Here is a 23,564-nt window from a genome sequence, read left to right on the forward strand (position 1 = left end):
GCCTCGTAGCCGCAGCATCTTGACGACGGAGATTTGCCAGTTGAGTGGGTTGGGGGGGCTGCTGGTGGAGCGGTCGCTGGAGAGCGGGTGATCGGTGTGGCTTAGCGTTTAGACGCACAATCTTCATTGTCTGATCGGACGCGTTCGTGAGCAGGCTCGCTCCCACATTGATCGATGTCACCTAGGCGATTCCAGGTGGCAGCGAGCTTGTTCGCGATGGCGAGCGCAAAAGCTGCAGATTTCAGGCCGAAGCCGGCAACGTCTGAAAACTGAAGTATTGCCTCAACGCTTCCACCAATTGTCCATACTCCGGCGGCGCCCGTTGCAGGCTGAATCCGGCGTCAAAGTGGTGGGGGGTTGCGTCTTCGTGGCACCACAGGCAACACGCCCACAGGTCGATGACCTGAGGGCAGCCATCGCTGGCGGGAATCTTCAGGCGCAGGCTGAAGTCCGCGCCGATCATCATCGGCAGCTGGCTGATCAGCATCAGCCCGTCTTCAGAGACGTTGCCCAGAAAACCGACGGGTTTGTCGGTGATGCCGTTGAAGACTTTCAGGAAGTACGGCAGTTGATGCCGCTCGATTCGGCGGTCGGTGAACATGTGCAATATCGCTATGCAGGGCTCTTAAGCAGAGCCGCACTACGGCTTCGGAACGGGTACGCATAAGGCTTTGCCCGCTCTCCCCGCTTCCGGTGCGCCAGTCCTTGAAGCGCAGAGTCTTGCTTGTGCCGGTCACAGGTGTTGCCCCGGTTCAGAGGCAGGGCTCCAGAACCGGTTTCTTCGACTATAGCTCACCACCGCCGGGGAACCCGCGATTGAATGATACCTGCCATCAGTACTGCGTCGGTTTGACCGCTGCGGCACCGCGCATCGGGTAGTGGCCCAGGCTCTGCAAGGTTTCCAGGCGGGCGCGGGCGCGGTAGGCGTATTCGCTTTGCGGATACGCGGCAATAATGAACTGGTAGGTCTGGGCCGCATCGATGAACATCTTCTGCCGTTCCAGGCACTGTCCGCGCATCATCGACACTTCCGGCCACACGTAAGGCCGCGCGCGGCTGTCGCGTTCGACCTTGGACAGCTCGAGCATCACTTGCTCGCAATTGCCCCGGTCATAGGCGCTGTAGGCATTGTTCAAGTGATGGTTCATCGACCAACGGGTACAGCCCGTGACGCTGAGGGCGCTGATGGCAAGGGCGGCAATGAGCACGAATCGCATAGGGGATCTCCTGTCTTGAACCCTGTATCGACCCGTGGTCGGAAATCTTCAGGCTGTGGCAGCGAGAAGTTGCCTGGTTCAATAAAGAAAGCAATAAGTAGTGCAAACGAACAATGACTACAACTTCGGAGCATAGTAGCCTCACTCAGCGCTTGAACTCAGGAGTCTTTGCATGTCCGTCCGTCGTACCAAAATCGTCGCCACCCTTGGCCCGGCCAGTAACTCGCCGGAAGTTCTCGAACAGCTGATCCTGGCTGGCCTGGACGTCGCCCGCCTGAACTTCTCCCACGGCACCCCCGACGAGCACAAGGCTCGCGCGAAGCTGGTGCGTGACCTCGCGGCCAAGCACGGTCGCTTCGTCGCCCTGCTGGGTGACCTGCAAGGCCCGAAAATCCGTATCGCCAAATTCGCCAACAAGAAGATCGAGCTGAAGATCGGTGATCAATTCACCTTCTCCACCAGCCATCCTCTGACCGAAGGCAATCAGCAAGTGGTCGGCATCGACTACCCGGACCTGGTCAAGGACTGTGGCGTGGGCGACGAGCTGCTGCTCGACGACGGTCGCGTGGTGATGCGCGTCGATACCGCCACCGCCACCGAACTGAACTGCACCGTGACCATTGGCGGCCCACTGTCGGACCACAAAGGTATCAACCGTCGCGGTGGCGGCCTGACCGCTCCGGCCCTGACTGAAAAAGACAAGGCCGACATCAAGCTCGCTGCGGAAATGCAAGTCGACTACCTCGCGGTATCCTTCCCGCGTGACGCCGCCGACATGGAATACGCCCGTCAACTGCGCGACGAAGCCGGCGGCACTGCCTGGCTGGTGGCGAAGATCGAACGCGCCGAAGCCGTGGCCGATGACGAAACCCTCGACGGCCTGATCAAGGCGTCCGACGCGGTGATGGTTGCCCGTGGTGACCTGGGTGTGGAAATCGGCGACGCCGAGCTGGTGGGCATCCAGAAGAAGATCATTCTGCACGCCCGCCGCCACAACAAGGCGGTGATCGTTGCGACCCAGATGATGGAGTCGATGATCCAGAACCCGATGCCGACCCGTGCCGAAGTGTCCGACGTGGCCAACGCCGTGCTCGACTACACCGACGCCGTGATGCTCTCGGCCGAATCCGCTGCCGGCTTGTACCCGCTGGAAGCCGTACGGGCGATGGCGCGCATCTGCGTCGGCGCTGAAAAGCACCCGACCAGCAAGACCTCCAGCCACCGCATCGGCAAGGAATTCGCCCGCTGCGACGAGAGCATTGCCCTGGCGACCATGTACACCGCCAACCACTTCCCGGGCGTAAAAGCGATCATCGCCCTGACCGAAAGTGGCTACACCCCGCTGATCATGTCGCGTATCCGTTCCTCGGTGCCGATCTACGCGTTCACCCCGCACCGCGAAGCCCAGGCTCGCGCGGCAATGTTCCGTGGCGTGTACACCATCCCGTTCGATCCGGCTTCGCTGGCGCCGAACGAAGTCAGCCAGAAGGCGATCGACGAACTGGTCAAGCGCGGCGTCGTAGAGAAAGGCGACTGGGTCATCCTGACCAAGGGCGACAGCTACCACACCACCGGCGGCACCAACGGCATGAAGATCCTGCACGTTGGCGACCCGATGGTCTGAGTGACCGCTTGCTGAAAAACAAAAGCCCCACCATGTGAATGGCGGGGCTTTTTGCTTTCTGATCCAACAGGTGTGTTGTCTGATTGGGCCTCATCGCGGGCAAGCCCGCTCCCACAGGGTTTTGTGTTGCTCACATGATTTGTGAACAACCCCGGTCAATGTGAGTGGGCTTGCTCCGGGCGGCGATCCGACGATGAGGCCGGCACAGTCAGCAAATGATTCAATGCCGCTTGATAAACCCCGACAACGCCGCCATCGCTTCCGGCGAACGCAGCCGTTGGGTAAACAACGCCCCCTCCTCTTCGATCACCTTGCGCAACAACTCCCGATCCGGAGCTTTCATCAATTGCTTGCTGATCCGCACGGCCTCAGGCGGCAGCGACTCAAAGCGCAGCGCCATCTCCCGCGCCTTGGCCAAGGCCTCTTCACCACTGCCCAGCGCCTCGGACGCAATGCCCCACGCCGCAGCCTGTTCACCATTGAAACCCTCACCGAGCAGCAACAGTTCCGCCGCTTTGGCATGCCCGAGCAAACGCGGCAAGAGCAGGCTGGAACCAAACTCAGGGCATAACCCGAGATTGACGAACGGCATGCGCAACCGTGCATCCCGGCTGACATACACCAGATCGCAATGCAACAACATCGTCGTGCCAATGCCCACCGCTGCTCCAGCCACGGCGGCGATCACCGGTTTGCGGCATTCAAGCAGGCTGAGCATGAACTGGAATACCGGGCTGTCGAGGCCGCTCGGCGGTTGCTGGATGAAATCGGCGATGTCGTTGCCGGCGGTGAAGCATTCGGCGGAACCGGTGATCAGCACGGCGTTGATCTCGGGGTCGCTGTCGGCCTGTTTCAACGCTTCGGCCAGGTGGCTGTACATGGCGCGGGTCAGGGCGTTTTTCTTGTCCGGGCGATTCAGGCGCAGGGTCAACAGGCCGCGTTCGCGTTCAACTAGGATGGCATCGGTCATGGCAGGTCTCGCGTCTGAAAAGTCAGCGCTCAACCACGGGGCAGGAACACATCGGCCAGCAGTTGATTGCGCGGCAATCCCGCCAGGTACAGGCGCCGGGCGAAGGCGTCGACACTGTCGGGGGCTCCGCAGAGTAAGGCCTGGGTTTGCCGCGAAACAAGCCGCAGTTGCGCCAAAGCCGCTGGCAACTCGGCCGGAGTCCACAGTTCGACACTCATGTTCGGAAGGCTGGCGGCCATGGCTTGCAGAGGTTTGGCCAGGTAGTGCTCATCGGCATCATGGGCCAGGTGAATGACGCGGATAGCGCCCTGATGATCGTGGCGCAGCGCTTCGCGCAATACGCCAAACAACGGCCCCAACCCGGTACCGGCCGCCATCAGCCACAACGGTCGAGCGTGCCAGTCAGGGTCGTAATGCAAGGCACCGCCGCGTAGCTCACCGAGACGGATCGGATCGCCGATGCACAATTGCCTGGCGGCATCGCTGAATTCCCCGGGCTTGCGGCAATCAAGATGAAACTCCAGAAAACGGTCTTCCTGCGGCAGGCTGGCGAGGGAATACGGGCGCGCCACGTTGCCCGCCCACAACACCAGGTGCTGGCCGGCGCTGTAGCGCAACGGTCGCTGTGGGGTCAAGCGCAAACGCAACACGCTGTCGCTCAACCAATCGACGGCCGCAACCTCGGCCGGGCGACCGTCCTCTAGCGGGTCGAAGGCATGCACCTGCAAGTCCTCGACCACCTGACACTGGCACGCCAGCCGCCAGCCCTGTTCACGCTGCTGTGCACTCAGGGCATCCGGGCGGCTGTCACTCGGCAGGCCTCGTACACACTGCACCAGGCACGCATGGCAACTGCCGGCGCGGCAGCTGTAAGGCACCGGCACGCCGTTCTGATTCAGTGCATCGAGCAGATTGCTGCCCGCCGCCACCGACCAATGGCGCTCGCCGACCTGCAGTTCAGGCATCGACGTTCTCCCACGCGGCCGCGCATCGGTTGCGGCCATCACGTTTGGCGCGATAGAGCGCCTGATCGGCCTGTTGCAGGGCATCATCGAGGTCGTCGCCCGGTTCCAGCAGGGTCATGCCGGCGGACAAGCTGAGGTTACGCACATTCAGCCCGATCAATTCGACATCGGTGAATGCGATGCGCAGCCGTTCGCAGCACGAAGTCAGACTGTCGCCATCACAATCGGGCAGCAGCAGCACGAACTCTTCGCCACCGTAGCGAGCCAGAACGTCACCGTCGCGCAGGCACGCGGTGGCAACGCCGGCAAAGGCTTGCAGCACCTGATCGCCGGCGGCATGGCCGTGCGGTCGTTGATGCGTTTGAAATGGTCGAGGTCGATCAACGCCAGGCCATGCATGACACCCGCATCCATGGCTTTCAACTCGCGGGACGCCAGGCGCAGGAAATGCCGGCGATTGAACAGGCCGGTGAGCTCGTCGGTGGCCACCAGGTCTTCGAGCTGACGCATCATCCCGCGCAACGTGTCCTGGTGCGCCTGCAATGCAAAACGCCGCTGACGCATACGCTGTCGCGAGGCCTGGACATGGCGGGCATACAGCACCAGCCACACCAGTACGATGAACAGCACGCAGACCTGCAACACCGCCATGGCCGGGTCAGGCAGCTGGAAGTGGTAGCCCTCCCACAACGTGATCGCACTGAAACTGCAAAACACCAGCAACGCACATCGTACAAAAGACCGGCGTGACAGATGAAACAGGCCGAACAGCAGGATCAGCACGTAAAACACCAGAAACGCGCCCCGGGCTTCGTCCAGATGGGCGATCAGCCAGGTTTGCCAGCCCAGCCCCAACAACACTTGCGCCTCGGTCAGGCTGGGGTCGGCGAAGCGCAGGTTGTAGCCGCGGTAAAACATCGCGAACAGGACAGCCTGGCTGGCCACTACCAGTACGCTGCCGATGACGACACTGGAAAGCGGCGCGTCGTAGTGACCGGTAAAAAACGCCAGCCAAAGCAACAACAATGCCAGGGCATAGGTGCCGGCCGCCAGGGCGAAACGTTTGAGCAACAGGCGCTGGATGGCGTTATGGGTCAATCGTTGATTCACCAAATGAAAGGAGACTGACAGAGCGTCCTACTCTACAGACCGTATGTCACTTTAGTGGCATGGCCGATAAATGACCATTCAATTTTCGGCATGGACAACCTGAGCAACCGAGGCCCTGTGGCGAGGGAGCTTGCTCCCGCCGGGCTGCGAAGCGGCCCCCCTGCATTCTTTCAGGAGTAATGTGCCGACAGATTTACGACTGCTTCGCCCGAGCGCGGACCGGCCGACGGGAGCAAGCTCCCTCGCCACAAATATCATGAGCTTTAACTTGCAGCTTCAAACTTGCCGCCTGTAGCTGCTTCTATGCGACCAACGATTGACTGTCGGCGCGTGTGCAGGCCTTTGATGCGCGGTATACTGCCGCGCCTTTTTAGCGTCGCGCCAGCATGCCCGGCGTGCCTTGAAAGGTGCTTGCAACCGACCGATGCACCCAAGCTGCAAGCACCTTAATTGAATGTTCCCGTCTTTTAGAGGAGCGCGACTCATGACCGTGATCAAGCAAGACGACCTGATTCAGAGCGTTGCCGACGCCCTGCAGTTCATTTCCTACTACCACCCCGTGGATTTCATCCAGGCGATGCACGAGGCCTACCTGCGCGAAGAATCGCCAGCGGCCCGCGACTCGATGGCACAGATCCTGATCAACTCGCGCATGTGTGCCACCGGCCACCGCCCGATCTGCCAGGACACCGGCATCGTCACCGTGTTTGTCCGTGTCGGCATGGACGTGCGCTGGGATGGCGCCACCATGAGCCTGGACGACATGATCAACGAAGGCGTGCGTCGCGCCTACAACCTGCCGGAAAACGTCCTGCGTGCCTCGATCCTCGCCGACCCGGCGGGCGCTCGCAAGAACACCAAGGACAACACCCCGGCCGTTATCCACTACTCCATCGTTCCGGGTAACACCGTGGAAGTGGACGTGGCGGCCAAGGGCGGCGGCTCCGAGAACAAGTCGAAGATGGCCATGCTCAACCCGTCCGACTCGATCGTCGACTGGGTCCTGAAGACCGTTCCGACCATGGGCGCCGGCTGGTGCCCACCGGGCATGCTCGGCATCGGCATCGGCGGCACCGCCGAGAAAGCCGCGGTGATGGCCAAGGAAGTGTTGATGGAATCCATCGACATTCACGAGCTCAAAGCCCGTGGTCCGCAGAACCGCATTGAAGAAATGCGCCTGGAGCTGTTCGAGAAGGTCAACCAGTTGGGCATCGGCGCCCAGGGCCTCGGTGGCCTGACCACCGTGCTCGACGTGAAGATCATGGACTACCCGACCCACGCCGCCTCCCTGCCGGTGTGCATGATCCCGAACTGCGCCGCCACCCGTCACGCGCACTTCGTGCTCGACGGTTCCGGCCCGGCCTCGCTGGAAGCGCCACCGCTGGACGCCTACCCGGAAATCGTCTGGGAAGCCGGCCCGTCGGCCCGTCGCGTCAACCTCGACACCCTGACCCCGGAAGAAGTACAGAGCTGGAAGCCGGGCGAAACCGTCCTGCTCAACGGCAAGATGCTCACCGGGCGCGACGCTGCGCACAAGCGCATGGTCGAGATGCTGAACAAGGGCGAAACCCTGCCGGTGGACCTCAAGGGTCGCTTCATCTACTACGTCGGCCCGGTCGATCCGGTCGGTGACGAAGTGGTTGGTCCGGCCGGTCCTACCACCGCGACGCGGATGGACAAGTTCACCCGTCAGATCCTCGAGCAGACTGGCCTGCTGGGCATGATCGGCAAGTCCGAGCGCGGCCCGACCGCGATCGAAGCGATCAAGGACAGCAAGGCCGTGTACCTGATGGCCGTCGGTGGCGCCGCTTACCTGGTCGCCCAGGCGATCAAGAAGTCCAAGGTGCTGGCGTTTGCCGAACTGGGCATGGAAGCGATCTACGAGTTCGAGGTCAAGGACATGCCGGTGACTGTTGCGGTGGATAGCAAAGGGGAGTCGGTGCATATCACCGGTCCTGCCATCTGGCAGAAGAAGATCAGTGAGAGTCTGGCGGTGGAAGTACAGTAATATTTAACCGCTAAAAGAAGAACACCGCGCTCTTTATTGAAAAAGCGCGGTGTTTTTTTATTTCACTGACAATTAGGCAATAGAACCGTTATAGCGATTGTAAATAATAAACTTGGGATGGGGCATATTCGGATACTGGATATAAACCCAACCATCTTCGTCCGTATAGTGTTTTTGAGTAGTCCACCCCCAATCAACTATCACTTCCACGCCACCCACCATTTTCCTGGTAAAAAAAGAACGCGCGCGAACTCCATACTTCCAATAACCGCCAGGCACGCCATTATGAACAGGTCCGAAGTACTCTGCGATTGTTACTCTATTATGTCCTACAGACATCGGCATCTCCATGGAACTGTAGCCCGACTCCAGTACTTTCAGTCGTACTGAGAAATCTCCCTTGATGGCTTCAACACAATTAATTGCCCACCTCACGCCGTCTGGCCCAATTATTTGAGGTTCACTTGGATCGGGGCTAATTGTGACATTGAGGCCAGTAGCGGCATCACTCACCTCTAACACCAAAGACTTACCGAGCAATTCACTGTCCTTGTCTTTTCGGAGGTGGATTCCCAAGTTATGTGAAATACCGATACAGGGATAGAGCGTGCCACCATCGAAAGCAGCATTAATCGTGTCAAACATCACGAGCATGTCTACAATAAACTTGTCCAGCTTGACTTGGCTTGGTAAATGCCAATCCACCATTACAGGACTGGTCAGCTTCAACCCGAAACACCCCGCCTCCCCTGCCCCGGAAAAAATCGACCAGCGCACGACTTGCCCTTCCTCGATCAATTGCGGTACCCCAATCTCGGGATCGAACCCCAGATCCAGTTCCGTTACGCCCCACAGGTCCTGCAAGGTCACACTGGAACCTATCAACCGGCTGCCACTGTTGACCTTGAGTTCCAGTTCATAGGGCCTCTCGCGAATCAGAACGATGTCGCCCTTGGCCAGGTCAACCCGCTCGCCGTTGAGATAGAGCTCGGCCTCCCGGGCCCAGTCATCCTTTGCCAGGGCGGTCACCTCGAACAGCTGCGTCATCACTACGCCCTGGTTAGCCTCGGTGATCTCCGCCAACACTTCATGGCCACCAGCCGAATCGGGCCTGTAACGAAAATCGGTCCAGCCATCGGGTCCGGTCAGGGTGGTCTGCAACGCCTGCGACTTACCCTTGATGCGCCACTGCACCCCCACAGCATCGACTGGCTCGCCGGTATCGCCGGACGTCACCTGAACCCTCAACAGGGTACTCTGCCCGCTGTCCACCACCGGCTGGCCAAGCACCGGGCCGGCGTCACCGATTCCATAGAGGGACTCGACCACGTTAAAGGTCCGCACATCGGTCCATGGAGAATCGTCAAACTCCTCGGAATGCCTGGCCCTGATGGAGTACGGACCAACGTCCCACGGCTCAGACGTTGATCCTTCCCGCGGCCAACGCCAGTTCCTCACTCCCTGGACAGCGGCGAACCCTTGATCCTCAGGATCTTTATCGTGGCGCAGTATTATCAGGCCACGGGTTTCTGTCGCAGTGCCCCTGATTACCGGATAACGCGACATATTCTCCCCGACGCGCGGGGAGCTGATCGTAGGTTTTTTCGGTATGTCCTTAACGGTGAAGGAATGGGGGAACGGACTCCACTCAGATGCGGGTCCAACGCCTTTTTGCTGCGCCTCGAGCTCGTGTCTGCCCGGCACCAGCGGGTTTTTGACCAGAAAGAGCAGCTCGCCGTTCTCATCGGCGGGTAGCGAACACAGCTCAGTGTCCGAACCCTTGAGGCGCACGGTAATCAGTGCATGGGGCAGGCCAACCACCTGGATTTGCGGGCGTGTCGTGGTGTTGGTGCCGGCACCTGGCATGAGGATATGCGGCGCTTCAGGTTTTTCCCCGCTCTCGACGATGAAGGTGCACGGTTCGCTGGCCTCGGAATCCACAGCGTTCACGGTTTGCACTACCGTGACGGTATGTTCTCCCTCCGGCCAATCCCCGGATGGCGTGTACAGCCTGACCGTCCCGCTGCCGGCGAACTCGCCCGGTATCTGACCTCCCTTATCGTCCAACATCGTTAACTCGGTGCTCTCCATCGCTCCGATGTCGATTCGTCTTTGCTGCGATTCATCCGCCATTATCGAATGCTCCTCTGCCCGGCCCAACTTAGCCACGTTTGTGAGCATTTCTACAACAGCCTCCCCCTCATGACCACCTATCACAAATGACAGGTCGGATGAACAGCGCACTGAGGATAAGTCTCCCCTCAAGACAAACATCTAGCGATATAAAACTCGATGAAATAACAAAATCAATCTAAGTCAATCCAGGCGAACTGTCAGGTTTGACAGGTTACAGACCCAATCCATGTCGCTAGCTTGATGTCACCGAGCACGCTGACAAGCGCCCCCCTCCCTATATACAGTAGGAGTACCCAGATATGGATATGACCGTCGAAAACCATTCATTGTTGAAAGAACTCATAAAGGACGACGATGGCCCGCAAAAAAAGGGTCGAGTCAACTTTAAAACAGCCATGCAGAAACTGGGCTTCGAATCCGTCTTCGACATCGTGCGTCTGTCACAATCCGAATTCGCTTCCCGGCTCGCCCTGTTCAGTGACGCCAATGCACAAGTGGCCTATGACAACGCCAGAAGCTATGCCACGCTGCTGGCGCGCCTGTACCGAGAGCACAGCACCTCCTCGGACACACCGCCGCCACTGGCGCAGCGCACCGGCGTACGCTCGCTGGTACCCCAAGGGCCGACGTTTCAAAACCTGTTCAAGGAAAACTGGGACGACTTTTGCAAAGTCGGCGCGCTTGCCGACTCGACAGGGCCCGTGGCCTATCTGAGCGAGCTTTATGGCTTTGTCAAGGATCTGGAAAAAACCCAACCCGCAGATCCCCAACGTATCCTCTTGGACAAGCGTCGCCCTGACCTCAAGGACCTGTTGATCACCCAGGACAGCGTCTTCGCTCCACAGCCGATGCTGGAGATTGTCAACGAAGTCCTGTCGCGCAACCTGCGCGCTTACCTGGGTACTTCCACGTCTCTGCATCTGGTGTTGAGCGAAAAGCGCTACCCCTTCGAACTGCCTTACAACTTCTACCATCATCAATGCCAACTGGGGTTGGCCGATGAAAAGCCAAGGCTGGGGGCGTTGAATTACCGGGCCAGCGTGCTGCTGCCGATCGCTCAAGGCGCCCTCGGAAATAACCGGTATGGCAAGGTGCAGAACCCGGCACTGCAGGCACAACAGTTGCTGACAGGCCTGAGTCCACAGCAACAGGCGTTACTGATCGAGCCATCACTGTTCAGCAACTTCTATTTGAATCGCAATGATCTGATCAACGGCTGGAAGAGTGCAGGGACTACTCACCTGCGTCCTCATACACCGCTGGGCGTCGCCTTTTTACTCCCGACCGTCGACTCGGTTATCGGTCCGGCAGATCCGGTGGCGACTGAACCCACTAGTGCGTTCGCTGGCACAAACGTTGCCCCGGTGACCTTCAGCAAACAGAGTCGACCCAACCTGAGCGCGAACCTGAAGCTGAACTCCGCCACGCCTACCCGTTCCAATGTCTGGTTGCTTACTCATTTGCACACTGGCACAGAGTTCACCATCACCTCGGTACTGCAAGCTGACGGAACGCTCCCCAACCCCGCTGAAACCGGCTACACCGCCCGGTTCAACCTGCACACTGCCACCGGCACTGTGGCCGCACCGGTGCTGCTGGCCAAACAAAGCGTCACCCTCACCCTGGACGAGCAATACCACCTCTCAGCCCCGGAAAAAGCCTTCTTCAAACGCGCTTACGGCGTCGACATCCAGGACGACAAGCTGTCCCACCTGTCGGACCTGAACCATTTCATGCAGCAAACCGGCTTGAAAACCGAGCAGGTGGAAATGCTCCTCTCGCAACACTCCTACAGCGTACGCCTGTCACCCAATTGCCCAAGTAAAAACCTGCAAAGCGCCGGGGTTACCCTACCCGGCACCACCGGCAAGGTGCTGCCCTTCCCCCACGCGAATCATTACGGTGCCTGTTACGTCAACGGTACTGGCACCGGCGGCGACCTGTACGACAGCCTCTCCCCGCCTTCGTCCGAGTCGATCATCCGTGATCAGTTCGATAACTCCATGGGGCTGGTCCAGGAGGAGTTCGGCGAAGCAAAATTCTGGCGCCTGACCAAGCTCTCCCTCGACCGCCTCGACCGCCTGCAACGGATGGTTCGCCTGCAACGCTACACCGGCCTGTCGTTTACCGACCTGGACACCTTGGTTATCAGCGCCATACGGGCTGAAGGGCAAAACAACCTGGGCATGGAGCTGAACAAGAACACCCTGCGTACACTGGGTGTCTATCAGCACCTGAACCGGCGCTATGGCATCGCGCCCCAGGAATTCGCGGCGCTGCTGCACGACCTGCCGCCCTACGCCAGCGGCAAGGGCGCGGTGGCGCTGTTCGACCAGGTATTCAACCAGGTGCAAATGTTCGATAGCCCGCTGATTCTCGATCAAAGCGTCTTCAACACGGCGGTACCCACCTCCCCGGCCGACCAAAAAACCCTGTTGCAACTGTGTGCCGGGCTCAACTTGCAGCCGACCGACGATTCGCTGATGTTGATTGTTGCGCAAACCAGAAAACTCCTCGGCTCCCTCAAGCGAGATCTGCCGACGGTATCGTCGCTGTACCGCCAGGCGCGTATCGCACGACTGTTCGGCTGCTCGGTCGCCGACCTGTTGACCCTGGCAGGGTTGTTGGGTGGTTCAGCCTACAAGGGCGCCCTGGCCAGTGGTCGCCTGAGCCCGCAGACCGACACCCCTGCCCCGGACATTCTCGACATTCTGATGCACCTGGAATGGGCCACCGACTGGCTCAAAGACAGCCAACAGAGCGTCGAGCAACTACGAAAACGCTTGGGGCCCAATGTCCCCTTGGTGCTCGGCGATGAACTCGAAACCGACTCGACGGACCTTGCCTTGGAGTACCCGCCACTGCCTGACGACATGCTTGCACGCTTGAATAAACTGCACGACGACACCCTGCTCAGTTGCATGACCCCCAATCGGGTCAACGCGCTGGGGCTGCCCGCTCTAGATCAAGCGTCGAGACCCCTCCATTGGCTCAATCTGCTCAAAGGCAAAGGCTTGCTGGACGAGCAGGGTCTGTTGCCAGGGCTCGATGAGCTGAAACCGATCGACGAGCCCCTGACCTGGCTGCGTGACCCCATCAACTCGCTGGTTAACGATCAAAACCTGGCGGTTCACGTAAAGGAGGACTGCAAGACCAAACTCACCCAAGCGCTGCTTGAAGCCCATGACCAGCAAACACAATTGCTCGAAGCGCTGTTCAAGGACACCGCCGACCTTGCGCAGGAACTCGCCGTTGCGGTGATCCACTGGGCGAACGCCTCTGTCTACAGCTTCCTTGGAGACGCGCTGGAAACCAACAACAGCGCCCTGATCGAGGTGTTCCAGCGTGTCTCGCAGCATGCCGAAATCGTCGTGCAACTGCGCTTGAGCAACAGTGCCCTGCGTCTGTTCGTGCTTAACCCGGATTGGTTGGGTGCCGCCGAATATGAGGAGACCAGTAGCGAACCCAGCTTGGCCGAGCTCTACCTGTTCGAGCGCTTCAGCCACTGGTTCCACGGCCAGCGCCATTCGGAAGATGCGCTGCTGAGCTATTTCAGCCTCGCCAACCCGACCAAAGCGAAACTGAAAAACAAGGCCCTGCGCCAGATTGCCAGCGAAACCGCCAATGCGGCCCTGGCCCGATTGCTGGAATGGCCGGTAGATGAAATCACCGCCCTGGCCAATACCTTGCCGGATAAACGTGTCTGCACCATGGCCCAACTCGACTGGGTACGCCGCTGCCAGGCGACCTGCCAGGCCAGCGGGCTTTCTGCCGGAGTGCTGCTCAAGGCGACCGCCCTGGACGACAACACCACCCCGGGCGCCTTGAATGCCTGGAAAGCCGTGGGTGAAGCCATCGTGGCCGCCAACCAGGTCTCCGACTCTTCACTTGCGAATGTCTAAGGAACGATCATGACGACTGCATTCGACGCGCCACTCAATGAAGCCTTTCGCAGTGCAATGCTCGCACTGTATTTGCACGAAGCGGTACCCAACGACCCGTACCTGATCGAACAGGGGCTGGCGCACCAGATCACCGAACCGAACGATCTTTACGAGTTCTGGCTGCTGGACGTGCTGGTCAGCCACAACGTGCCCACCAGCCCGGTCGCCTGCGCCATCGCCAGCCTCCAGCAACTGGTCAACAGCATCATGCTGAACATGGAACCCGGTTACGGCGACACCAGCTTCACGCCCGAACAGAAAAAAACCTGGCTCGATGGCCTCAACCGTTACCCGGTCTTTTCCGCCGAGAAACAACTGAGTACCTTCCCGGATCTCTTCATGGACCCGACCCTGCGCCTGACCAGGACCGACAGCTTCGATCAACTGAACAACGACATCAACCAGGCCAGGATCGAGCCTGAAACCATCCAGACCGCCGTGCTGGCCTACCTCAACCGTTTTGAGGAAATCGCCAACCTGAAGATCTGCAATGGTTACATCGACAGTGCCGAGAACAACTTCGCCAACAGTAAATATCACCTGGTCGGGGTCTCGGCCGACAGGAATGCCTGCTATGTCCGCACATTGGACATGAGCCTGCGCCCGGCCAAGGGCCCGGCTGCGCACCGGGAGCGATACCGGACAAGTATGACAAGCCATTGCCCAATGCCTGGTCGGACTGGCAAAAGGCCAATGTGCCGATTTCGGAAAAAACCCTGCAGCACACGATCCGGCCGTGCTGGTTCAACAACCGGCTGTTCGTGGTCTGGGCCGAACTGGAGTATCAGGATCCGCAAGCCATCGCGCCCGGCACATTGAACGCGGACAACATCGTCAAGAAACGCCCGCTGTTTCGGCTGTATGGCAGCTACAGGATGTACGACGGCAATTGGAGCACGCCGCGGGTCTACATCGAAAACTACAGTCTGCACCCGGAACTGATTGCCAAGACACCCAAGGAGATAGCCGAGCAAACCCAGAGTATCGCGGTGTATGACCACTCGACGTCACCGGAATCGATGGTGCTGATGCTGTACTCCAATTACCAGGCAGGAAAGACCGGCCCCGATGAGCAACCAGGGCTCAACGACACTTACGATTTCCTGAGGACGGTACGTCTCGACAAAAATTTCCATGTGACAGCGCTGTTTCCGCTGGAGGGTTCCATTCCCCCTTCTGCCTTGACCGAGCCTGCACGGGAAGACACTCGGGAGGCCTCTCATGTTCGGATGATCGGTCATATCTTCGCCGACAGGAATGCGGGACGTTTTCAGTACTGGCTTCCGTCCGGTGTGCCTGATTTCGGTTCTATCGTTAAGACCAAACCCCATAAGGGCGAAAATAACTGGGATTTCAGAGGCTGGCAGTCACGGATCAACGATGCCGAAATTATTTATGATCGAACTCACTCCAACATTGAATTGACTGTGTCGTTGAACGAGGGGTTCGATGATACTCAAACTGTAGTACTTGACATCTTCGAAGACAGTGCCAAAACCAAACAGCTTTTTAAAATAACGCTTGTTTATGCTGCCCAACATTCTGGGGGTGCCTTACTGCTTGAGGGCTCGACCATAGAACCAGTCGGCACTGACTTCATGGCGCAGGACAATGCTGCTTATTGCTTCCTCGGCAGCCCGGATCGGATCAGGTCGCTCATTTATGATGGCAGCAGAACTCAATTCAGCGTACCTCGCACAGAAAGAGGTGGAAGTGCGTCCCTTAGAGGAAAGATGGCATTAATAGATATCGAGGAACTTCTCTATAACTATTCATTTGAAAACTGCTGGCGTTTTACCAATGCAGGTGGAGTAACTCTCCTCCCTGTCCATCACGAGGCGAAGATCGATATCTACGGTTATTACAAATACCCGCTGTTTGTCGCCCATCCTGTTGACGTAATTTCGCCCGAATTTCCATTGGATTGTGCTCAGATGGAGATGATCGCCTACCTTCCCGCTACCAACAATTTGGCAAAGGACAGTACGCAGAAGTTTGTAATCTCGATCGATCAAACCACCTATCGGCCGGATGGCTGGAACGTGGCCTGGCCTCCTGAGCAAAAAGATTTATGTATTCCCCTGATCTTCGGCGTTAAGGTCTTTTCTTCCCTTGGCGTTGCAGTCAGGGGCGCAGCCCTCAAAGCGGTGACCGTCGGTTTCGGCGAAGTGCTTGAACGGGAGGTGCAACTGGCCCCCAGCATCCAGGGCATGGACGACTCTTCAGTTGGGGACAGCCCTTCCTTGGGCAAGGCACAATACATTGACTTCAAGGGTTCAAACATCGAGTACTCCGAAAGAGACCCAAAGATAAAGATCGCGGATGTAACGCGAGCCCCCATTCGCACAAACACCACCTTTGCCAGGACCCTGATCGAACGCGCCGAATCCGGTATGGAATCTTTGCTGAGCTGGGACACCCAGCACATGAAGGAACCGCCCATCCCCAACGATAACGGTGCCGAAGAGATGGACTTCTCCGGTGCCTACTGGCTGTACTTCGTCGAACTGTTCCTGTACCTGCCGTGGCTGGTGGCGTACCGGTTGAACGAAGAGCAACGCTACGATGAGGCCAAGCAGTGGCTGGCCCATGTGTTCGACCCGTCGCGCCAAAGCAGCCAGCCGGGACATGCCGGCTACTGGCAGGCCGTGCCGTTGGAGAACCCGGTGTGGCCCGGCCCGGTGGATCCCAGCCAGGCCATTCTGTACCCCGACGACCCGCACCAGATCGGCCTCAGTTTCCCGGTGCACTTCCAGAAAGCCCTGTTTGGACTCTACATCGACATCGAAACCAACCAAGCGGACCAGGCCTATCGGGAACTGACCCCGGACGGGCTGGCGGAAGCCAAGCTGCGTTATGTGCATGTACAGGACATGCTGGGGCCGAACCCGAACGTGCGGCAAGTCGATGACTGGACGCCGGTCACCCTGCATGAATTGAGCAGTGCCACCAACCCGGCCCTGCGCCAGTTCGAACAGCGTTTGATCAGCCAGCAGCGTCAACTGCAGGAAAACCCGCCACTACGTATCGGTCGGGCGCCAACCACCGCTGTAGCGCCATTGCTGTGCCTGCGTCCGCATGCCCAGGACCTGTTCCTGTTAAGCGTGGACAACCCGTATTTGCGTCGGCCTTTCAACCTCGAACTGGTGCAGCGTTGGGAACGGGTGGAAAGCCGCCTGTACAACCTGCGGCATAACCTCGACATGGCGGGCAACGCCCTGAACCTGCCACTGTTCGCCGCGCCGCTCGATCCGCGCGCCCTGCTCGCCGCCTCGGGCCAGGGCCTGTCAGGCACGGCGCTCAGCCGCCTGTTGAGCCCGAGCATTCCCCATTACCGCTTCAGCTTCATGTTCGCCCTTGCGCAGAATGCCGTGGAGAGCGTGATTCAATTTGGCTCGACCCTGCTGTCGTTGATCGAGCGCAAGGAGCAGGCACAGTACCTGGAGTTGCAACAGCAACAGGCATGGAACCTGGCAAAAGCGGCGGTGGATATCCAAGTCCAGGCCGGGAAGATAGATGAAGCCAACAAGAACGCACTCAAGGCAAGCCAGGCCATCATCGCAGGCCGGGTCAGTTACTACGAGAACCTGTTGAGTGCTGGGGTCAGTGCCGGAGAAATTGCGGCCGGCAGCTTGCACCTTGATGGCCGACTGATGGAGGTCGCGATGGGCGCTCTTGGATTTACCGGGGAAATGGCCAAAGTGGCGCCAAACATCTTCGGATTTGCAAACGGCGGTCATCGTATTGAAGGTGCGCTCCAGGCCCCCATGCACTTATTGCAAGCAGGTGCCGCTGCGTCTCACGGCGCAGGCGAAGCCATCGGGCTTTATGAGCAATATCGCCGCCGCGCCCAGGAATGGACCCTGGCCCGGGATCAGGCAAAACTCGAAGCTGCGCAAGTCGACGCCCAACTTGCCGTGTACGAAGAACAACACAAAGCCACCCAACTGCAACTGCGCCAGGCCCAAACTGCCCTGAGCCAAGCCAAGACCACCCATGACTTCCTGCTCAGCAGCAACCGCTTCAGCAAATCCCAGACCTATAACTGGCTCAACAGCAAGTTCAGCAGTTTTTACTACACGGCGTACACCACGGCCCTGTCGATGTGCCAGATGGCCGAGGCCTGCTGGCAATACGAAATGGGCGACTTCAGCCAGACCTTTATCCGCCCTGGCACCTGGAACAGCACTTACCGGGGCCTGGGCAGCGGCGAAGAACTGAAGATGAGCCTGGTGCAGATGCACCAGCAATACCTGAGGAACAATGCCCGGGAGCTGGAGATCAGGAAGACCGTATCGGTCAGGAAGCTCAAAAACCTGGAGGGCTCCGCCAACGATGCTGCCTGGCAGGCACTGCTGAAAACCGGCAGCGTCGATTTCGAACTGACCCAGGCCCTGTTCGACGATGACTACAAGGATCAAAAACACTACATGCGACGGGTCAAGACCGTCAGCGTATCGCTGCCGAACATCCGTGGCCCCTACCAGGACGTTTGCGCGATCTTGAGCCAGAGCTACAGCAAGGTCGAGATGTCCGCCACGATCGGTGCCAACGTCAAGGAAAACCTGCGGGCCAGCCAGCAGATTGCTCTCTCGACCGGCCTGGACGACAACGGCCTGTTCCAGCTCAACTTCCAGGACGAACGTTACCTGCCGTTCGAGTGCATCGGTGCCGTTTCAAAATGGAACCTCAAGTTCCCCAATACCACGGCCCAGAAAGAGCACCTCGAATCCCTCAACGACATCATTTTTCATCTCAATTACACCGCCCGGTCCGGAGGTGCGGTATGAACGAAGAATCGAAGCTGGAATTCAACCCGCCCTCCCTGCCCAAGGGCGGTGGCGCCATCCAGAGCATCGGCAAGGGCTGGGGCGCGGTGGGCACCAACGGTGCGGCGTCGCTGGAATTGCCACTGCCGATCAGCAAGGCACCGAACCGCGACATGGTCCCGGCCCTGGGCCTGGGTTACAGCAGCGATGTGGGCAACAGCCCGTTCGGCATCGGCTGGCGGCTGACCACCAATGCCATCACTTTGCGCACCACCAAGGGCGTGCCGCGGTATGACGGCAGCGATCAGGTGGCCGGCCCCGGCGGCGATATATGGATGCCGGAAAAGGATGACACCGGTAACGTCATCGCCAGGGTGGTGTCCAGCTACAACGGCGTCACCCTGGGTAATCACAGGGTGGTGCGCTACTGGCCACGGGTGGAAGGCGCCTTCGATTTGATCGAGCACTGGACCCGGGTGGGGGATACGGACAATGCCGCAGGGTTCTGGCTGATCCACGGTGCCGACGGCAGCCTGCACTGCTACGGCAAGACCGCCGCCTCGCGCCGGGCCGATCCCAACGACAAAAACCGTGTCGGGGTCTGGCTGATCGATGAAAGCCTGAACCTGCGCGGCGAACACGTGGTGTATGAGTACCGGGCGGAGGATGAAGCGCCGCCGCAATCACGGGATTTTCGCGCCCAGCGCTACCTGTACAAGGTGTTGTACGGCAATGCCGAGGCCTGCGCCGACCTGTATTCGTGGCGCGCCGAGGGCTGGAAGAACCTGCACTTTTTCTTTCACCTGGTGTTCGACTATGACGAACGCGGTACCGACCTGACGCACGTGCCTGCCTACGCGCCCGAACACGCGTGGAAGGAACGCAGCGACCCCTTCTGGAACTACGCCTATGGCTTCGAGCTCGGTAGCCGACGCCTGTGCCGGCAGGTGCTGATGTTTCATCACTTCGTCGAGGAACTGGGCCCGGAGCCGGTGCTGGTTCAGCGCCTGCTGCTCGAACATCGTCAGAGCCCGCTGGGCTACAACCACCTGACCGCCGCCCACATCCAGGCCTATGACAGCCAGGGGCAGATGGAAAGTCGCCCGCCCATGGAGTTCGTCTACAACCCTTTCGAACTCGACCCGGGCCAGCCAGGCTGGAGCGAGTTCCCGGCGATGCCCGGCCTCAATGACGGCCAGCACTACCAACTGGTGGACCTCTACGGTGAAGGGTTGCCAGGGGTGCTGATGCGCATTGACAAGGCCTGGTACTACCGCGAACCGCTGCGTGCAGACACCGGCGGCGGTGAGGATGTGCGCTACGGCGACTGGAAACTTCTGCCCCATGTCCCGCTGGCCGACGGCAGCAAGCCGATTCGCCAATCCCTCAGCGACATGACCGGCGACGGCAAGCTCGACTGGGTGATTGCGCAACCGGGCCTGAGCGGTTTCTTCACCCTCGGCCACGACCGTGAATGGTCCAATTTCGTCGCTTTCAAGGCCATGCCCTCGGAATTTTTCCATCCCGAGGCGCAAATGGCCGACCTGGTGGGTGATGGTTTGTCCGACCTTGCACTGATCGGTCCGGGCAGCGTTCGACTGCATGCCAGCCTGCGAGAGGAGGGCTTTCGTAACGCCATCGACGTGCCCCACGCGGATGACTCATTGCCGTTGCTGAGCAACAGCCCGACCGAGGTCGTGGCCTTCGCCGATGTCCTGGGCAGCGGCCAGCAACACCTGGTGCGCATTCGCCACAACGAGGTCAAGTGCTGGCCTAACCTGGGCCAAGGCCGTTTCGGCAAGGGCTTCGTGTTCAGCGCCCTGCCCTTCGCTGTTGAAAGCTTCAACGCCTCGCAGGTCCAACTGGCGGACCTCGACGGCTCGGGCGCCACCGACTTGATCTACCTGGAGTCCGACCGTTTCCGGGTGTTCATGAACCACAGCGGTAACGGTTTTGATCAAACCCCGGTCGATATACCCTGGCCCGCTGGCGTGCGTTACGACCGGTTGTGCCAGGTCAGCATCGCCGATCTGCAGGGGCTGGGGTGTTCCAGCCTGGTGCTGACGGTGCCGCACATGACGCCCAAACACTTTCACTACCGGTTCGTCCAGGCCAAGCCTTACCTGGTCAACGCCAGCTACAACAACATGGGCAGCGCCACAGGGGTGACCTATCGCAGCTCGGCCCAGGAATGGCTGGACGAAAAAGATGAGCTGCTCAAGGCGGGCAAGGCCCCGGTCTCGCACCTGCCCTTCGCCATGCACCTGGTCAGCCAGCAGACCCAACTCGATGAAATCACCGGAAACCGGCTGACCCAGGGCTTCTCCTATCGCCAAGGCTTCTACGACAGTGTCGAGCGGGAGTTCCGTGGCTTCGGCCTGCTGCTGCAAACCGACAGCGAAGCCTCGGCTGCCGACCGTTCGAGCCCGGGCTTCACCGCACCGATCCTCAGCAAGACCTGGTTCCACACCGGTAAGGCCGTGGACATGCGCGATGACGATTACTACAGCGGCGACACGGCGGCGAAGCCATTGCGCGAAACCTTACTGCAGGAGTATCACCTCAACGACGCGGCCGGCCGCCTGATAACGCCCGACGCCGACCTTGAACGAGAAATGGCCCGCACCCTCAGCGGTTCGGTGTTGCGCTCGGAAGTTTTCGCGGCCGACGACGACCCCGCGACTGCCGTGCCCTACACCGTGCAGGAAAGCCGCTTCGCCATCCGCTTGTCAGGCCCAGGGGCGATCATCATCCCTATGGGGTGCTGCAACCCCTGCCCCTGGAGAGCATCGCTTATCACTATGAACGCGAGCTCGCCGATGACCCGTTGGTCCAGCACACGCTGAACCTGGAGTGGGACAAGTTCGGCAGCCTGACCCACAGTGTCGTGGTGCATTACGCCCGGCGTAAAACCGACAAGGATAAACCGCCCTTCGAGGTGGGCGAAGCCGGTGACGAGAGCGATGAAGCCTACGAAAACAAGTGGTGGCTCGATGCCCACGACGACCAGCAGCAATACTATTACGTGACCCAGAGCAAAGCCGGTTTTTATCACCTGGAGAGTCCGGAGGGCTGGCGCCTGGGCATCCCCTGGCGTCAACGGGGCAACGCCCTGGCGCTGAAAAAAAACGCACTCGATCCGCAAGACATCCATTACGACAGCATCCTGGAGCTCAGCAAGGACGGCGGGCCATGGGCCGCCGAAGCAGTGCTGACCGGTCTGGTCCTGCAGCGCTATCAGGACCCGGCCACCGGGCAATTGCTGGACCCGGATCCGGACAAGGGGAAAATCATCTTCAGCGCATTGCCCGACTATCAGGAAAGTGCCGAACTGGACGCCACCGCCCTGGGTGCGTACGACAAGCTCAAGGACGAAAACGGCCAAATGCCGTTCAACCTCAAGGAAAAATTGCTGTCGCCCGAAGTGGGCTACCACATCATGGAGTGGTTTCTGCCTGACGCCCCTGCAGGAGAGCCCGAAGATCCGAGCGACGCCAAGAACTACTTGTGGTCCGTGCGCAAAAGCTTCCCCACCTACCGCAAGCTGGAGGGCTTTTATAACGTTGAAAAATTCCAGCAGACCAAGAGCCATGGCATCACCTCAGTCGCGTACGACGATCACTGGTGCCTGAGTACCGCCGTTACGCTGCCGGATGGCTGTACCACAAGCATCCTCGATATCGACTACCGATCGTTCCTGCCAGCAGGCATCATCGACCCCAATCAAAACACCCAGGAGGCTCGCTACAACGCGTTTGGCGAAGTGCTGGTGACCAGTTTTCATGGCACGGAACTGGGCGTCGATGTCGGTTTCCATCCGCTCAGCGGTTACCAGCCACCGGAGGACCGCACCCCGGCAGGCGCTATCGCCGACAAGAACAAAGCCATCGACAACTACGCCACGGCCACCTTCTCTGCGCCGTTCAGCTGGATGGGCAAGATTCCTCCGGCAGCGCCCGCGCCCTGGCTGGCCTGGGCCCGCGCCGAAGGTTTCGTATTACCCGACGGCCATCTCTGCAGCCGGGCGCGCGTGCACCTTGAAAGCCTGCAAAATCCTTCCGCGAACGAACTGCAGTTGCAGCAATACATTGACGACGCACATCGCGAACCCGTGCATGTCGTCACCTTGCAGGCCGACCGCTACCCCGGCGATCCGGAGCTGCAAATCCGCGCGGCCATCGCCTGCTGGGATGGCTTCGGACGTTCCCTGCAAACCAAGCAGGAGGTCGAGCCTGGCCTGGCCTGGGTGGTCAACGACAAAGGTGAACTTGAACCCGACGAAAACGGTCGCCCCAAGGAAGAACAGGCAGCCCGGCGCTGGCGGGTCAGCGAACGGGTCGAGTACAACAATAAAGGCGAAACCGTGCGGATCTATCGCCCCTACTTCGCCAGCGCCTACCGCTACATCAACGACGCCTCGATCCGCGAGTCGGGCTACCACGACCAGCAGTTCTACGACGCCGCCGGCCGGCCGACACACACTGTGCTGGCGAAAAAAATGTTGCAGGGCAATCCACCGCAAGAAAAACCGTTGCGCCGGGAACAACGCTATCGCACCTGGTACAGCATTGCATTTGATGAGAACGACCTGTTTGATCCGCCACCCGCACAACGGCGGACGAACTGGACAATCCATTGAACTCAAACTTCCATCGCCATACGCCGGTACTGGCAGCAACAGACGGTCGTCGTATGGCGATACGGCATTTCGCTTATCTTCGCGCGGTGGCGACTGCCAAAAAAACATGACTTCTTGAAAGCATCAGGTATCAACCTGAACGCATGAGATGAGAACTGGCGCAAGATAGTCCGCATGCTATC

At 59.5% G+C, this 23,564-nt stretch carries 10 protein-coding genes and 2 pseudogenes; 6 read left to right on the forward strand and 6 right to left on the reverse strand.

The features are described 5' to 3' along the window. Positions 1-241: 241 nt before the first annotated feature. Both RS887_RS05595 and RS887_RS05600 read right to left on the reverse strand, forming a co-directional pair. Positions 242-601, reverse strand: a complete 360-nt coding sequence (locus tag RS887_RS05595; RefSeq protein WP_322614683.1) for a PilZ domain-containing protein — start codon at positions 599-601, stop codon at positions 242-244. Positions 602-833: 232 nt separating this feature from the next. Continuing rightward, a complete protein-coding gene (locus RS887_RS05600; RefSeq protein WP_322614684.1) occupies positions 834-1,217 on the reverse strand; it encodes a tetratricopeptide repeat protein in 384 nt (127 codons plus the stop codon). A gap of 172 nt (positions 1,218-1,389) precedes the next feature. Here RS887_RS05600 and pyk point away from each other — a divergent pair, with 172 nt between their 5' ends. After that, complete coding sequence (gene pyk / locus RS887_RS05605; RefSeq protein WP_322614685.1) at positions 1,390-2,841, forward strand: pyruvate kinase; 1,452 nt, start codon at positions 1,390-1,392, stop codon at positions 2,839-2,841. A gap of 220 nt (positions 2,842-3,061) precedes the next feature. On the opposite strand, the gene RS887_RS05610 is transcribed toward pyk, so the two are convergent. The 3 genes and pseudogenes from RS887_RS05610 to RS887_RS05620 form a co-directional block, all read right to left on the reverse strand. Beyond that, positions 3,062-3,811 (reverse strand): enoyl-CoA hydratase-related protein, encoded by a 750-nt coding sequence (locus tag RS887_RS05610; RefSeq protein WP_322614686.1) that lies wholly within the window; start codon positions 3,809-3,811, stop codon positions 3,062-3,064. Between the two features lie 29 nt (positions 3,812-3,840). After that, the gene (locus RS887_RS05615; RefSeq protein ID WP_322614687.1) at positions 3,841-4,776 is read right to left on the reverse strand and encodes an iron-sulfur-binding ferredoxin reductase; all 936 of its coding nucleotides are present in this window, start codon (positions 4,774-4,776) and stop codon (positions 3,841-3,843) included. Beyond that, positions 4,769-5,874, reverse strand: a pseudogene (locus RS887_RS05620) (diguanylate cyclase domain-containing protein). The gene RS887_RS05615 and the pseudogene RS887_RS05620 overlap by 8 nt, the downstream one beginning before the upstream one ends. A gap of 496 nt (positions 5,875-6,370) precedes the next feature. Here RS887_RS05620 and RS887_RS05625 point away from each other — a divergent pair. Beyond that, the gene (locus RS887_RS05625; RefSeq protein ID WP_007931196.1) at positions 6,371-7,894 is read left to right on the forward strand and encodes a fumarate hydratase; all 1,524 of its coding nucleotides are present in this window, start codon (positions 6,371-6,373) and stop codon (positions 7,892-7,894) included. 72 nt (positions 7,895-7,966) lie between these two features. Here the strand turns inward: RS887_RS05625 and RS887_RS05630 are convergent, their stop codons facing one another. After that, a complete protein-coding gene (locus RS887_RS05630) occupies positions 7,967-10,027 on the reverse strand; it encodes a hypothetical protein (protein ID WP_322614688.1) in 2,061 nt (686 codons plus the stop codon). Between the two features lie 302 nt (positions 10,028-10,329). On the opposite strand from RS887_RS05630, the gene RS887_RS05635 reads away from it, so the two are divergent. From RS887_RS05635 to RS887_RS05650, 4 genes and pseudogenes are all read left to right on the forward strand, one after another. Beyond that, a complete protein-coding gene (locus RS887_RS05635; protein WP_322614689.1) occupies positions 10,330-13,932 on the forward strand; it encodes a Tc toxin subunit A in 3,603 nt (1,200 codons plus the stop codon). 9 nt (positions 13,933-13,941) lie between these two features. Further along, complete coding sequence (locus tag RS887_RS05640) at positions 13,942-14,793, forward strand: neuraminidase-like domain-containing protein (RefSeq protein WP_322614690.1); 852 nt, start codon at positions 13,942-13,944, stop codon at positions 14,791-14,793. Continuing rightward, positions 14,676-18,764, forward strand: a complete 4,089-nt coding sequence (locus tag RS887_RS05645; RefSeq protein WP_322615261.1) for a neuraminidase-like domain-containing protein — start codon at positions 14,676-14,678, stop codon at positions 18,762-18,764. Before RS887_RS05640 ends, RS887_RS05645 begins: the two co-directional genes overlap by 118 nt. Continuing rightward, a pseudogene (locus RS887_RS05650) lies at positions 18,761-23,382 on the forward strand (SpvB/TcaC N-terminal domain-containing protein). Before RS887_RS05645 ends, RS887_RS05650 begins: the two are co-directional and overlap by 4 nt. Positions 23,383-23,564: the final 182 nt, after the last annotated feature.

It is taken from the genome of Pseudomonas sp. BIC9C, from assembly GCF_034541995.1.
In the GTDB taxonomy this organism is placed as follows: Bacteria; Pseudomonadota; Gammaproteobacteria; order Pseudomonadales; family Pseudomonadaceae; genus Aquipseudomonas; species Aquipseudomonas fluorescens_CC.